The sequence below is a fragment of the Dissulfurispira sp. genome (assembly GCF_036745535.1).
GTDB lineage: Bacteria > Nitrospirota > Thermodesulfovibrionia > Thermodesulfovibrionales > Dissulfurispiraceae > Dissulfurispira.
The window spans coordinates 37,731-50,637 of the sequence record NZ_DAIOFX010000004.1 but is presented as its reverse complement, the minus strand read 5'-3'; the positions used below and the strand labels follow the sequence as shown (position 1 = coordinate 50,637).

The following is a 12,907-nucleotide window of genomic DNA, read 5'->3' as shown; positions in this document are numbered from 1 at the left end:
GGAGAATTGGAGTAATGGGAAACAGCAACACTCCAACACTCCAATACTCCAATACGCTCTCAAGTGCTTTTCGTCTCCAGAACGCACTATTCCCAATACTCCAATACTCCAATACTCCAAGAAAATAGCTCCATTACTCCATCATTCCATCACTCCAAGCCGTTTACTCCATTACTCCATTATCTTCTGCCTTTTACCATTTACCATTTGCCTGCTGTTCTTCACTGCCGTTAATGCCCAGCCTCCTTCGCCTTATGCTGTTGAGAAGCTTTCGGGGCAGAAGGCGCCGGATTTTACCCTGAAGGATATTAACGGGAATCCTGTATCCCTTTCCTCGTTCAAAGGCAAGGTAGTGCTCCTGAACTTCTGGGCAACGTGGTGTCCCCCGTGCAGGGCAGAGATACCGTCAATGAATAAACTCCAGCAAATGCTGAAAAACAAAGGGCTGGTAATACTCGCAGTATCCACAGACAGGGCAGTGGTGGATGTAAAGGATTTCCTCAAGAAGAATCCTGTCACTTTCACCATAGTTGTGGACTACAACCTCTCTGTCTCGCGTTCTCTCTATAAAGTATTTATGATGCCCACAACCTTTCTCATCGACAAAAAAGGGGTCATTGTTGAAAAGTACTTCGGAGAACAGGACTGGACAGACCCCGAGATAATAAAAGAGATAGAAGCCCTGCTGTAAGATATATTAAAAGTGATTAAAAACCAAAGAATTTTTAAAAGGGGGATTTCGTAAGGGGGACAAAGTCCCCCTTACGGATTATAGTGGACAATCAAAACATAAAAGATACCATCCTTTTCCGTCTGCAGCGGAACAGCGATTTCCCTGCAATGTCAAACACTGTCAATCTCCTGAACAAATTCAAGTCCTCGGAGGATGCCTCAATCTCCGAGTTTGCGAATATCATTTTAAAAGACTACGCATTAACCACAAGGATTCTAAAGCTAGTGAACAGCGTCAATTATGCACAGTTCGGAGAAGTGACCACAATTTCGAGGGCGATTATATTTCTGGGCTTTGAGAATATAAAGAACATTGCCGTTACCCTCGTACTTTTCGATCACCTGCAAAAGCACAGCTCCGACAGCGAACTCATGGATACGGTCGTAAAGTCTTTTTACAGTGCAATATTGTCACAAAAAATATCTCAGGACATCAATTTCGGAGATAAGGAAGAGGTATTCATATGCTCCCTATTTCATACATTCGGCAGACTCATGGTTGCATTCTCCATTCCGGAGAAGATCGATGAGATAAAGCATTTCAGTCACGAAAAGGGGATTTCCGGAGATCTTGCAGCCCATTCTGTTTTAGGGACATCGTATGAGGGGATCGGCATGTCCCTCGCGAAGGAATGGAATTTCCCATCTAAGATCATACAGTGCATGCCCGATTTCAGCATATCGGAGATTACCCCCAAACCCTCTGAAATGGATAAATTGCGGAGCCTTTCCACATTTTCGAATAAGATCTCGCGCATCATGGCAATGTATCCGGACAAAAAAGAGCGGAGCGAAAAGATAGACAAACTCATAAAATCATTTAAAGACCATTTCGGGGTAATCGCCAATAAAATAGTTGATATAATAGATGCATCAATACAGGATTTGGTCGAGTTCTCAAATGTCTTTAATCTCAACCTGAACAATGTTCCATTCAGCAGACAGCTTTTAGGCCTGCCGAAAGACAGGGAGACCGGGAGTGCTGAAGACCTTGCACAGTTTGACTTTACAACAGATTCCCTTAAGACGATCGACAGCATCATTGAAGACGAAAAGGCAGATACACCGGAAAGCATATTTACAAAGGGCATTCAGGATGTCAACAGTGCAATCATGAGCAACTTCTCTCTGAATGACATCATCAGGATCGTCCTTGAAACCATGTACAGGGGAATGCAGTTGTCAGGGCTCTCCAATGTGTTATTCTTCATAAAAGATACAAAGCTTCCTGTCATGAGCATACGGTTTGGGTTCGGCGGCAGTATCGAAGAAATAAAAAAATGGTTCAAGATAGGCTTTGAAAATACGGACAATGTATTTGCTGTTGCTGCCTTAAAGCAGAAGGATCTGGTCATAAAGGACATTACTGCAAGCGATATAAAGGGATTGCTGCCCGATTGGTACAGGAGCAAGGCACCTTCCCAGGCATTCATCATCCTCCTGCCCATCATCATCAACAACAAACCGATAGGCATGTTTTATATCGAAGGGGATAAAGGGGGCTTTCAAACGGTATCAAGCGGACAATTGAATTACCTCAAGATACTCCGTGACCAGACAGTTATGGTGATAAAACAGATACAGGGATACTGAATTTAAAGGTATCCGGCACTCTGAAACTTTGACACTTTTTATATGGACCCACAAATAGCGTTCGCTGCAAAAGAAGAAATCCTGAGGAATACAATAAAAATGCACGCGAGGATCCTGTATCGGGATGGGAAGGCACAGGGAAAACTGTTGCAACTCTTAAGTCAACCAGAGGATTGTGGGATGTGTACTATTACACCGAATCGGGGATTAATACTCAACCAAATATCAGCAAGTATAATGATTCGGCAACTGTCCTCCATAATGTCAGAGATTTCGATTCCGTAAAATCCGAACAACCTCTATTGATTGTCGACGACATTAATAACATGAGCAAAGATGCACTTGATGTAATAATCAGGATGTTATCCGAAAACCGTCAAGACAGAAAAATAGTTTTAACAGCACGGACATTGATGGATGCAGACACGCTCCTTTCCTTGGTGGATGCCGTGGTAAGGCTAAAACAGGATACTGCCGAGATGATGTTCAGTTCTCTCAAGAATATCGACAACCTCTGATATTAATACAGATGGCATGATACAAGCCTGCCGTCTATATCCTTCAGCTCGGGCACTACCCTATCACAGATATCAAACCTCTTGGGACACCTTGGATGAAACGGACAGCCGGTTGGAATATCGATAGGACTGGGAACGTCGGTTATGAGTTTAGAGTTAAGAGTTTTGAGTTTAGATTCTTTATCCATAACTCCTGACTCATCACTCTGAACTCTAATTTTAGGTGCAGATGAAAGTAATAGCTCTGTATACGGATGTTTTGGCGATTTGAATAAGTCCTCTGTCTTTGCCTTTTCCACAATCTTCCCCAAGTACATAACCGCAACCTCATCGCTCAGATAGTGAACCACCTTAAGGTCGTGGCTTATAAAAATCAATGATATGGCTGATTCTCTTTTAATGTCCTGTAGCAGATTAAGTATCTGTGCCTGAATCGATACATCCAAGGCCGACAGCGGCTCATCGGCAACTATGAGTTCAGGCGAAACAGTTAGCGCCCTTGCTATGCATATCCTCTGTCTCTGTCCTCCGCTGAATTCATGGGGATACCTGTTCGCTGCATCCGCATTCAGACCTACCTTCTCAAGAAGATTCACAACCCTGTCTTTCATCTCATTCTTAGGCATTATCTTATGTATCTTAAATGGTTCTGATAACGTATCGATAATCCTCATCCTCGGATTCAACGACGCAAATGGGTCCTGGAATACTATCTGCACGGAGCGTCTGAACTTCTTGAGGGCATCGCCTGCAAGATAAGAAACATCTTCTCCCTTAAAATATATCTTTCCTTCTGTGAGCGGAAGCAGCTTCAGCACAAGCCGTGCAATTGTTGATTTGCCGCATCCGCTCTCGCCAACGATAGCAAAGACGCTGTCTTTCTTCACCTCAAAGCTGACATTATCGACAGCCTTAAGCCATTTATGCGGTTTACCAAAGCCTCTGCCTTTTACCGGAAAATATTTCTTAATGGAATCAACTTTCAAAATAATATTGTTTTCCATAATATCTATCGCCTATTGCCTGATTTTTATGCATCTGACAAAATGATTTCCAGAGATTTCCACCAGCTCTGGTTCAGACCTTCTACATTCATCAGATGCAAGATAGCATCTGTCCGAAAACTTGCATCCTGCCGGAAGGTTTTCAGGATTAGGTACAAAACCTGTTATGGGTTTTAATGCAACTCCCTTAGCCACGGGCAGGGATTGCAATAGGCCATGCGTGTACGGATGGAGTGGGTTTCTGAAAAGTTCATCCACATCGGTAAGCTCCATAATCCTTCCTGCATACATTATGGCAACCCTGTCTGCCTGCTCCGAGATAATGCTCAGGTCATGGGTTATTAAAAGGATAGCCATATCTCTTTCTTTTCTCAATCCTTGAAGGAGCTCCAGTATCTGCGCCTGTATCGTAACATCGAGGGCGGTTGTCGGCTCATCGGCAATTAAGAGAGATGGATTGCATGCAATTGCCATTGCTATCATTACCCTCTGTCTCATTCCGCCTGACATTTGATGGGGATAGTCCTTTATCCTTAATTCAGGAGACGGTATTTTCACAGCCTTCAGCAATTCCACAGTCCTGTCCATGGCTTCTTTTTTTGATATACCAAAATGCGTAACCAATGCCTCTGCTATCTGGTAGCCGATGGTTAAAACAGGATTCAGGGATGTCATGGGCTCCTGAAAGATCATTGATATATCCTTGCCGCGCAGATTGCGCATTTCAGCATCTCTGAGTGTCAGAAGATTTTTATTATTAAACGAGATTTCGCCTTCTGCAAATGCATTGCTCGGAAGGATTCCCAAAATGGACAAGGCAGTAAGGCTCTTACCGCATCCGCTTTCTCCAACAAGGCCAAAGACTTCTGCCTTTTTAATGTCAAAAAAAAGGTTAGACACAACCTTGATGGGGCCTTTGTCTGTCTTGAATGATACAGAGAGGTTGTTTATATTAAGAAGCGAAACGGACATGCAGAGGATGATAAGGGTTTATTTGATTAGTTGTCAATATATCTACAGCACACTGAGCAGTGTAAGTATCAAAAACATAAGCAAGAGAATGCTCCCCGCTGCGATTGCCTTTAATCTTCCATTTCTACCCCTATCAATATATGGAATCAATAGCAGCAAGAGCACTGAAACTACCGGAATCGCCACCGTGCCTATAAATGCGCTCTTGCCCGGAAAATACCTCACAAGCTGGTAGAGCCAGAGGAAATACCATTCGGGTTTTGGCTGAAAAGGCCTTGTAAAGTCTATCTGCCTTCCGATGGAAGGATAATAAAGCAGTGCCAAAATTATCAAGATTTCTGAAGCAACTAAGATAGCGACTATTATTTCCGAAAGATAATCAGGATAGAATTTCTTATCTTTTTTCTGTTCCCCCATTACTCCCAATACTCCATCACTCCACTGAATTTCTCAGAGTCCTCCAGCTATCCCCTGTTTTTTAACCATATGAAAGTGCGCCCAGAGAATCACCGCCATTGAGACAGGCAGATAAAGGACATGAAAACTGTAAAACCTTATAAGTGTTGTGCCGTTGATGTCCAGTCCGCCTCTCACAGCATACATCAGATAGTCGCCTATCAAAGGCACTGTCCCGAACATTGATGTACCAACCTCTGTTGCCCAGTATGCCTTCTGGTCCCACGGCAATAGATAGCCTGTAAAGCCCGATGCCATTGCTATTACAAAACCCAAAACACCCGCCATCCAGTTTAATTCCCTCGGAGGTCTGTATGCCTTATACACAAAGACCCTGATGGTATGAAGGATTGTGAAAATGATAAAGAGATTCGCAGACCATTTATGAAGACTTCTCACAAGCCATCCGAGAGTAACTTCATTGGTAATAGCCACCACGCTCTTGAATGCCTCTTTTTCAGAAGGCACATAATATATGGACAGCAATAGGCCTGTAAATGCAAGTATCAGAAAATATGTGAATGCCATGCCTCCGAGGCAGTAAGAGTAATTTACATTTGAAGGCACAGGCCTCTGCAAAAACCTCTTGTGAGGCTCCTTTACTCCGAAACGGCTGTCTATCCAATCGAAGATTTTACCCATTACACCTTAATCCCCACATAAACTTTTCCATCCTTAATCTCAAGCGGCAGTCTCGTCAAAGGCTTTGGAGGAGGCCCTGCAATCACTTCGCCGTTCATATTATACTTGCCGCCGTGACACGGACAGAGAAATTCCTTTTTATTGTTATCCCAGTTCACCAGGCATCCTAAATGAGTGCACACCGGTGAAAATGCAGTCAATACGTCATTGCCGGCAACGACAAAAACCCGATTGGTGATTGTCCTGTCTTCCAGCTTATATTCGAATTCTATTTTCCTTACACCCTTCCTCGGCAGGTCATCCTCATCCATGAGGTACATATAATGGAGTTTTCTATTTTTGATTTTTGAGGGGTATATATAAACAAGGGCGGAAAGGATAGCAACAGCAAGGATCGAGAAAAAAACCTTTATTGCCCTCTTTAGAAAATCCCTTCTTTTCACTATGAGTAAATGGGTGAATGAGTAAATGGTGTACCCATCTACTCATCTACTCATTAGCTGAGTTGAGTGCATTATGGAACGGCTTGCCGACCTTGAAGTGCAGCACCTGCTTGGCAGGCACCTGAACCTTTTCTCCAGTCCTCGGATTTCTCGCTGTCTTTGCATTCCTCTGTTTAAGCCTGAAGTTCCCGAAGCCCCTTATCTCTATCTTTTCTCCACGTGCAAGGGCATCTTTCATACCGTCAAAGATCGTGTTGATAATCGTCTCCACCTGTTTCTTGGTAAGCCCTTCCAGCCTTTCCGTCACCTTCTCTATTAAGACCGATCTTGTCATAAAATACCTCCTATTAAAACAAATTCCAAATCCTAATTTCGAAATTTGAATTTTGGACTTAGTGCTTATTACTTTTCTATGGTATATACATATATTTCAGTTCTATTTTAGGAACAACCTTCGAAACACTTTCAGAAATCTTTCCGTTAAGCAGTTCAAGAAGAGGAGATTTTTCTTTCTTTGTTACCACATCAGGCTCGCCCTTTATGCCGGCCATTTTTGCTGCTGTCTTGATTGCATATTCAAGGTTTCCGATCTCGTCCACAAGGCCGATCTTTGCTGCCTGATTCCCTGAGAATATTCTCCCATCTGCTATCTTCCTTACATCCTCGATGGGGATTCTCCTTCCGTCGGATACGGCCTTGATAAACTGTTCATGGACGTCGTTCATCACTCCCTGTATTATCTCCTTCTCTTCGCTCCCCATTTCCCTGAATACAGAAGCTATATCCTTATGTTTTCCGCTCTTTATGACCTCGGTCTTTACTCCGATTTTATCCATAAGACCCTTAATGTTCGGAACCTCCATGATTACACCTATGGAGCCTGTTATAGTGCCTGGATTTGCGATAATCCTGCTCGCAGGGGCCGATATGTAGTAGCCTCCTGAGGCTGCAACAGAGCCCATGGATACGATGACCTTTTTCTGGGCAGCAGCCTTCCTGACCTCTTCGTATATCTCCTGAGAAGGGACAACGCCTCCTCCAGGGCTGTCAACCCTCAGGACTATGGCCTTTATGGATTTGTCCTTTACATAGTCCTTGATTTCATCCACCGTGTGCTTTGCCTGGAGTATAGGCCCCTCAACATTAACCAGCGCCACTTTTTCCTTCAGCGGGACCTCTTTCTGAAAAAACGTAAAGAGGGCGCTGATGGCTATTAGAATCACCAAAAATAGTATTATGAAAATGCAGGTCTTCTTAACCTTCATTACTCATCGCTCCACTGCTGCACTTTTCAGGTTCTTCATACTGAGACCTATTTTTCTTTCCTCCACATTCACCTTTATAATCCTCACCCATATTTCATCGCCCTCTTTAATTTCCATGGAGGCATCCACCTCTGACGAATAAACGAGTCCTTCCACTCCTCCTTCAAGCTCTACAAAAATCCCGAAGTCAGTAATCCTTAACACCTTTCCCTTGAACTCATCCCCGAGCCTGAATTTTGCCGGGATTTCGCTCTGCCATGGGTCCGGGGTCATCTGTTTTATTCCAAGGGCCATCCTTTCTTTATCAGGCTCAAGGCCGAGGATGACAGCATCGATCTTCTGGCCCTTTTTCAATACCTCTGACGGATGCTTTATGTGCTTTATCCATGACAGGTCCGAAATATGTATAAGCCCGTCAACACCCTCCGGGAGCCTCACAAAGGCGCCGAAATCGGTGACAGTCTTTACCTCTCCGGTTATCCTCTGTCCGACCTTGTAATTCTGGCCTACAAGGTCCCACGGCCTGGGCTTCAACTGCTTGATGGTAAGGGATAATTTTCTCTCGTCCTTATTGACATTAATAACTGCTGCCTCTACCTCGTCTCCGCCGGAGACATATTTTGAAGGATGCTTTGGCCTCGGGGCCCAATCCAGTTCCGATACATGGATAAAGCCTTCGAGTCCTTCCTCTATCTCAACAAAAACACCATAATCCGTTATGCTTACAACCTTCCCTTTGAGCTTCATCCCGGCTTTATACTTATCTTCCACAGAAATCCACGGATCCTGCTTTTTCTGCTTGTACCCGAGGGTAACCTTCTCGGTACCCTCGTCGTATTTAAGTACAACAAACTCCCTCTCGTCGCCTACAGAGAAGAATTCCGAAGGGTGATTAACCCTCCTCCATGATATGTCCGATATATGAAGAAAACCGTCGATGCCGCCGAGGTCGACAAATACGCCGTAATCGGTAATATTTTTTACAATGCCTTTCAGTAGAGCACCCTCTTTCAGCAGTTTAAGCGTCTCTTCCTTTCTTACATGCCTCTCTTCCTCTATCACAGCCCTTCGGGATACAATCACCGATGCCTGATTACCGAGAACATTGGCATACCCCCTCGGCGGCGTTATCTTGAGTATTCTCACGGCCATAGTTTGTCCTATATAAGAATCCATATCTTTAACCGCCTTGATATCTATCTGCGAAGACGGAAGAAATGCCTTTATGCCCTTTATATCAACAAACAATCCTCCCTTTGTCTTTCCAACCACTCTTCCTTCCACCCTGACATTGCTGCTGTGCGCCTCGGTCAACATCTCCCATGTCCTTATCTTTGCTGCCCTGTCCCTGGAAAGAATTACAACACCTTCCTGGTCGTTTATCCTTTCTACAAATACCTCTACGTTATCGCCCTCTTTTAAGTTCGAAAGCTCATCTTCGGTAAACTCGGCAACAGGAATTATCCCCTCTGACTTGTACCCCACATCCACCACCACGACATCGCTCTTCACCGCAATGATTTTGCCCTTTGTGATGCCTCCCCTCTCTACTCTGTGCAGCGTCTCGGCATAGAGCTTCTCAAGGTCTTTTGTTTCTTCCTTTGTTTGTGTTTCCATTATGATCCCTCTCCTCTTATATCCCTAATTCTTTTTTCCACATCTTTTATGATCCAATCAGGGGTCGATGCCCCTGCAGTTATTCCGACTTTATCTGCATTTGAAAACCATTCGTCCTTTATCTCCGAAGCCGTCTCTATATGGTACGCTGGAATAGACATGGAAGCACATAATTGCGCAAGCTGGGTTGTGTTGGCGCTGTTTTTGCCGCCCACAACGATCATCACATCCACCTTCCCTGCCATCTCCTCGGTCTCTTTAAGCCTCAGGGCAGTGGAATTGCAAATGGTATTGAACACCTTCAGCTCCTTTACCTGCTCTACTGCCTCGGATATAAATTTTTTCAGGACGCTCAGAGGCTGCGTTGTCTGCACGACAAACCCAACCCTGCTTTTAAGATGAGGCAAGCCGTCATCTTTATTAACAACAACCACATCTTCACCTGCATAGCTCATCAAGCCCTTAACCTCCGGATGATCCTTATCTCCAATGATAATAACCTGATAGCCGTCTTCCTTCAGGAGTTTAGCATATTGCTGCGCCTTTTTAACAAAGGGACATGTGGCATCCACCACTTTATATCCCTTTTTGGACAGTTTGTCCAATACTTCCTGCTGAACGCCGTGAGTCCTTATTATAATGGTTTTTATCTTTGGGTTGTCTATATCATCTGTAGGCTGTACGCCTTCTGACTTCAGTTTCTCTATCACCTGAGGGTTGTGGATGACAGGGCCGAGGGTATATACATCGCAGCATTCTTTATCATCTTTTTGGCCGTTTTTATGGGCAGCATCAAAGGCCATGTCAATAGCCCTTTTTACACCGAAGCAGAAGCCTGCCCGTTTCGCGGTAATTATTTTAAGACTGGTACCCATAATACAATTCAGATATAGGATACAGGATTGAACAGGCTATAGGCAAGAGGACAATGCCTTTATTTTGCCCATTATATCCATGCATATCCTTTCCTCAAACTCCTTTGCATCCTCGTTTTCTTCTAATTTTAAAGGATGCCCGAAATGCAACTCTATTTTCGCTGGCCGCAAAAACTTCGAACCAACAGGCAGCGCCCTCTGCGTACCGTCAATAAAGGCGGGGACTATGTAGACGCCGCTCATAGCAGCAATCAGTCCTATCCCCCTCTTTGCATCGATGAAACTTCCATTCAGGTTTATTCCCCCTTCAGGAAATATAACGACCAATTCTCCCATCTTAAGCCTCTTCACCGCCTCCTTTATGGTTGAAGGCCGTGTCCTGCCAGCATCAACAGGAATGGAATAAAGCTTCACTATATGCCCTATGATCGGCATAGAAAAGAGATACCTTTTTGCGATAAAGGTCGCCCTTCTCTTTAAAACTACCCCAAGAAGAGGAGGGTCGAGGAAGCTTACATGATTGGCAGCGATTATCACACCGCCCTTTTCAGGAATAAATTCCGAGCCGTAAACCTTGAGCCTGAAAAATACCTTGAATAAGAGATAGCCTACAGGCCGGATAAGAAGATGAAGGATTTTAATTGCCTATTGCCTCCAATACCCTTTTTAGAACATCTTCGAGATTCAAATCCGTGGTATCTATATAAATGGCGTCATCAGCCCTTTTAAGCGGAGCAATATCCCTGCTGCTGTCCCTTTTGTCCCTCTCCTGCACGTCCCTCAATGCCTCTTCCATTGTTATACCCATGCCTTTTTCCTTTAACTGAAGATAACGCCTTTTTGCCCTTCCTTCCTCTGAGGCATCGAGGAAAAACTTCTTCCATGCAGAGGGAAATACGACAGTCGTCATATCCCTGCCCTCTGCCACAATATCGTTTTCAATAGCAGCATCACGCTGGATCTGGAGCAGGAAATCTCTTACAGCCTTCTTAGCCGAAAATACGGATGCATAATGGCCTGCCTCGGTTGTCCTTATCTCCTCTGAGACATCCTCGCCGTTTAGGAAGACGCGGCCATTTTTAAAGTTTATGGTGACGCCGTTAAGCGCATCAAGGATTTCGATATCATGGCTTTCAGGCTCTATTGCCTTTCTCCTTAAATGCAGGGCTGTAGCACGATACAATGCGCCTGTGTCGAGAAATTGAAAGCCCAACCTTTCTGCTACAAGCCTCGATATTGTGCTCTTTCCTGCGCCTGAAGGCCCGTCTATAGCTATTACCCTACCCATAAGAATAAGGGGTATTCTAACCTAAATTAAACGATTTATGTAAGGCAGGCATGCTTCGGCTATCCTCAGCCAGGTCCCTGCGCTCAAAAAATGCTTTAATTTCTCATTAAAATTTAATAGACTGAATAAAGACTTAATTTTAGTCATTTAAGGAGGAAGAGATGAAACTGAGCGCAGCCGTCAAACCCATAAGCCATATTAAATCTCGCGCGTCGGAAATAATCGGAGAAATATCCGAAACCGGCAATCCAGTTGTCGTAACCGTAAACGGAGAGGCACGGGCAATAATTCAGGACATAAAGGAATATGAAAAAGACCGCGAAAGCATGGCTATGCTGAAGATCCTGGCAATGGGAAGAAAAGATATGCTTGAAGGCAGGCATAAACCCCTTCATCAGGCATTCGGAGAATTGAAAAAGAAAATACGCTCTGCCGGGAAGGCATGAAATATGAAGTCCGCATAGATAATGTAGCGTCAGGCGACCTTTACGCAATCTACAGGTATGTAGCAAATAACAACTCACCGCGGAAGGCGGAGCATCTGCTTGACAACATACAAAAGGCAATGACTTCCCTTGAAACAATGCCTGCACGGGGCAATCACCCGCCTGAGATGCAGCGATTGGGAATACTCGATTTCAGAGAAATATTTTTCAAACCATATCATATCATATATGAAATCAAGGGCAAAACCGTTTTCATCCACGCCGTGCTTGACGGCCGGCGCAACTGCGAAGAGCTATTGCAGCAGCGGATTCTGAGGGCGTAATTCAAGTATCGACAAGCTGGGTTTCTAAAAAATTATGTAAATATAAAATCAAAAGCTGATCCCAAACACTGTGATGAGATTGAAGAAGGCAAAGATTAGTGCTGAAAAATTGACGCGTTTAGTATAAAATGTGCTTGCAATGAAACCAATAAGGTTATCAGGACATGCAAAAGAACAACTTATTTTCAGAGGAACCACAGAGGAAGAAGTCGTCGAGACAATCAGGACTTCTTTGTGGCAAACAGCAGAACTGGGAAGGCTTGAAAGCAGAAAAAACTTTACCTTTGAAAAAGAGTGGAATAAGAAGTATTATAAAGTAAAGCAGGTCAGGCCGATCTTCGTTGAAGAGGACACGGAGATTGTTGTTGTAACAGTATATACCTATTTCTTTGAGAAGGAGGGATAAGGGTGAGAATAACATATGACTCTGAGGTTGATGCTCTGTACATCCGTTTCATAGAGACAACAGTAACAACCAAGCATGTTGCTGAAGGGATCGCAGTGGATTACGATGCCGAAGGTAAAATAGCAGGCATTGAGATATTAGATGCAGTGAAGCGTTTTGGGACAAAGGACGTGTTCAAGAAAGTTACACTCGAAGACCTCGCGTTACACGCTCAGTAATTTTAAATTCCCCCTCCGCGCTTCTGCTCTATTGCACTGTTTGAGTGCTTCAGCAAGACTCTGCCAAGCCGAGTTTTTAATAAATGATGAAATGGCAAGAAGCAAGACC

The 12,907-nt window shown here is 44.1% G+C and carries 18 protein-coding genes; 7 read left to right on the top strand and 11 right to left on the bottom strand.

Annotated elements, in window-relative coordinates:
- From V7L97_RS02065 to V7L97_RS02055, 3 genes are all read left to right on the top strand, one after another.
- A partial coding sequence (locus V7L97_RS02065; protein ID WP_333652967.1) for a peroxiredoxin family protein occupies nucleotides 1-691 on the top strand: 691 nt, incomplete at its 5' end.
- Nucleotides 692-840: 149 nt separating this feature from the next.
- Nucleotides 841-2,325, top strand: a complete 1,485-nt coding sequence (locus V7L97_RS02060) for an HDOD domain-containing protein (protein WP_333652965.1) — start codon at nucleotides 841-843, stop codon at nucleotides 2,323-2,325.
- A 182-nt stretch (nucleotides 2,326-2,507) separates the two neighbouring features.
- The gene (locus V7L97_RS02055; RefSeq protein WP_333652963.1) at nucleotides 2,508-2,843 is read left to right on the top strand and encodes a hypothetical protein; all 336 of its coding nucleotides are present in this window, start codon (nucleotides 2,508-2,510) and stop codon (nucleotides 2,841-2,843) included.
- A gap of 2 nt (nucleotides 2,844-2,845) precedes the next feature.
- Here V7L97_RS02055 and V7L97_RS02050 read toward each other — a convergent pair whose 3' ends face one another.
- From V7L97_RS02050 to cmk, 11 genes are all read right to left on the bottom strand, one after another.
- The gene (locus V7L97_RS02050; protein WP_333652961.1) at nucleotides 2,846-3,847 is read right to left on the bottom strand and encodes an ABC transporter ATP-binding protein; all 1,002 of its coding nucleotides are present in this window, start codon (nucleotides 3,845-3,847) and stop codon (nucleotides 2,846-2,848) included.
- Nucleotides 3,848-3,859: 12 nt separating this feature from the next.
- A complete protein-coding gene (locus V7L97_RS02045) occupies nucleotides 3,860-4,819 on the bottom strand; it encodes an ABC transporter ATP-binding protein (protein WP_333652959.1) in 960 nt (319 codons plus the stop codon).
- A gap of 42 nt (nucleotides 4,820-4,861) precedes the next feature.
- A complete protein-coding gene (locus V7L97_RS02040) occupies nucleotides 4,862-5,236 on the bottom strand; it encodes a hypothetical protein (protein ID WP_333652957.1) in 375 nt (124 codons plus the stop codon).
- A 33-nt stretch (nucleotides 5,237-5,269) separates the two neighbouring features.
- Entirely contained in the window at nucleotides 5,270-5,917 is a 648-nt protein-coding gene (locus tag V7L97_RS02035) for a cytochrome b (protein ID WP_333652954.1), read from the bottom strand.
- Nucleotides 5,917-6,360, bottom strand: a complete 444-nt coding sequence (locus tag V7L97_RS02030; protein ID WP_333652951.1) for a QcrA and Rieske domain-containing protein — start codon at nucleotides 6,358-6,360, stop codon at nucleotides 5,917-5,919. Before V7L97_RS02030 ends, V7L97_RS02035 begins: the two co-directional genes overlap by 1 nt.
- Nucleotides 6,361-6,406: 46 nt before the next feature.
- On the bottom strand, nucleotides 6,407-6,694 hold the full coding sequence (locus V7L97_RS02025) for an HU family DNA-binding protein (protein WP_333652948.1): 288 nt from the start codon (nucleotides 6,692-6,694) through the stop codon (nucleotides 6,407-6,409).
- A 76-nt stretch (nucleotides 6,695-6,770) separates the two neighbouring features.
- A complete protein-coding gene (sppA, locus tag V7L97_RS02020) occupies nucleotides 6,771-7,625 on the bottom strand; it encodes a signal peptide peptidase SppA (protein ID WP_333652946.1) in 855 nt (284 codons plus the stop codon).
- A 3-nt stretch (nucleotides 7,626-7,628) separates the two neighbouring features.
- A complete protein-coding gene (rpsA, locus tag V7L97_RS02015) occupies nucleotides 7,629-9,242 on the bottom strand; it encodes a 30S ribosomal protein S1 (RefSeq protein ID WP_333652944.1) in 1,614 nt (537 codons plus the stop codon).
- Nucleotides 9,242-10,117 (bottom strand): 4-hydroxy-3-methylbut-2-enyl diphosphate reductase, encoded by an 876-nt coding sequence (gene ispH / locus V7L97_RS02010; protein ID WP_333652943.1) that lies wholly within the window; start codon nucleotides 10,115-10,117, stop codon nucleotides 9,242-9,244. The genes rpsA and ispH overlap by 1 nt, the downstream gene beginning before the upstream one ends.
- A 36-nt stretch (nucleotides 10,118-10,153) precedes the next feature.
- Nucleotides 10,154-10,738 carry a lysophospholipid acyltransferase family protein gene (locus tag V7L97_RS02005; protein WP_333653002.1) on the bottom strand — a complete coding sequence of 195 codons (585 nt, stop codon included), beginning with the start codon at nucleotides 10,736-10,738 and terminating at the stop codon, nucleotides 10,154-10,156.
- A gap of 16 nt (nucleotides 10,739-10,754) precedes the next feature.
- The gene (cmk, locus tag V7L97_RS02000) at nucleotides 10,755-11,405 is read right to left on the bottom strand and encodes a (d)CMP kinase (RefSeq protein WP_333652941.1); all 651 of its coding nucleotides are present in this window, start codon (nucleotides 11,403-11,405) and stop codon (nucleotides 10,755-10,757) included.
- A gap of 161 nt (nucleotides 11,406-11,566) precedes the next feature.
- On the opposite strand from cmk, the gene V7L97_RS01995 reads away from it, so the two are divergent.
- The 4 genes from V7L97_RS01995 (at nucleotide 11,567) to V7L97_RS01980 (ending at nucleotide 12,798) form a co-directional block, all read left to right on the top strand.
- Nucleotides 11,567-11,851, top strand: a complete 285-nt coding sequence (locus V7L97_RS01995) for a type II toxin-antitoxin system Phd/YefM family antitoxin (RefSeq protein WP_333652939.1) — start codon at nucleotides 11,567-11,569, stop codon at nucleotides 11,849-11,851.
- A complete protein-coding gene (locus V7L97_RS01990) occupies nucleotides 11,848-12,174 on the top strand; it encodes a type II toxin-antitoxin system RelE/ParE family toxin (RefSeq protein WP_333652937.1) in 327 nt (108 codons plus the stop codon). Before V7L97_RS01995 ends, V7L97_RS01990 begins: the two co-directional genes overlap by 4 nt.
- Before the next feature lie 139 nt (nucleotides 12,175-12,313).
- Nucleotides 12,314-12,580 carry a hypothetical protein gene (locus V7L97_RS01985; RefSeq protein ID WP_333652935.1) on the top strand — a complete coding sequence of 89 codons (267 nt, stop codon included), beginning with the start codon at nucleotides 12,314-12,316 and terminating at the stop codon, nucleotides 12,578-12,580.
- Nucleotides 12,581-12,582: 2 nt separating this feature from the next.
- Nucleotides 12,583-12,798, top strand: coding sequence for a DUF2283 domain-containing protein (locus V7L97_RS01980; protein ID WP_333652933.1), 216 nt, complete (start codon nucleotides 12,583-12,585; stop codon nucleotides 12,796-12,798).
- The last annotated feature ends 109 nt before the right edge of the window (nucleotides 12,799-12,907 follow it).

Bases quoted from the DNA above. Each gene is read 5' to 3' on its own strand.
- V7L97_RS02060 (WP_333652965.1), top strand. From the start codon at position 841: ATGTCAAACACTGTCAATCTCCTGAACAAATTCAAGTCCTCGGAGGAT.
- V7L97_RS02050 (WP_333652961.1), bottom strand. From the start codon at position 3,847: ATGGAAAACAATATTATTTTGAAAGTTGATTCCATTAAGAAATATTTT.
- V7L97_RS02045 (WP_333652959.1), bottom strand. From the start codon at position 4,819: ATGTCCGTTTCGCTTCTTAATATAAACAACCTCTCTGTATCATTCAAG.
- V7L97_RS02040 (WP_333652957.1), bottom strand. From the start codon at position 5,236: ATGGGGGAACAGAAAAAAGATAAGAAATTCTATCCTGATTATCTTTCG.
- V7L97_RS02035 (WP_333652954.1), bottom strand. From the start codon at position 5,917: ATGGGTAAAATCTTCGATTGGATAGACAGCCGTTTCGGAGTAAAGGAG.
- V7L97_RS02025 (WP_333652948.1), bottom strand. From the start codon at position 6,694: ATGACAAGATCGGTCTTAATAGAGAAGGTGACGGAAAGGCTGGAAGGG.
- sppA (WP_333652946.1), bottom strand. From the start codon at position 7,625: ATGAAGGTTAAGAAGACCTGCATTTTCATAATACTATTTTTGGTGATT.
- rpsA (WP_333652944.1), bottom strand. From the start codon at position 9,242: ATGGAAACACAAACAAAGGAAGAAACAAAAGACCTTGAGAAGCTCTAT.
- ispH (WP_333652943.1), bottom strand. From the start codon at position 10,117: ATGGGTACCAGTCTTAAAATAATTACCGCGAAACGGGCAGGCTTCTGC.
- cmk (WP_333652941.1), bottom strand. From the start codon at position 11,405: ATGGGTAGGGTAATAGCTATAGACGGGCCTTCAGGCGCAGGAAAGAGC.
- V7L97_RS01995 (WP_333652939.1), top strand. From the start codon at position 11,567: ATGAAACTGAGCGCAGCCGTCAAACCCATAAGCCATATTAAATCTCGC.
- V7L97_RS01990 (WP_333652937.1), top strand. From the start codon at position 11,848: ATGAAATATGAAGTCCGCATAGATAATGTAGCGTCAGGCGACCTTTAC.
- V7L97_RS01985 (WP_333652935.1), top strand. From the start codon at position 12,314: ATGAAACCAATAAGGTTATCAGGACATGCAAAAGAACAACTTATTTTC.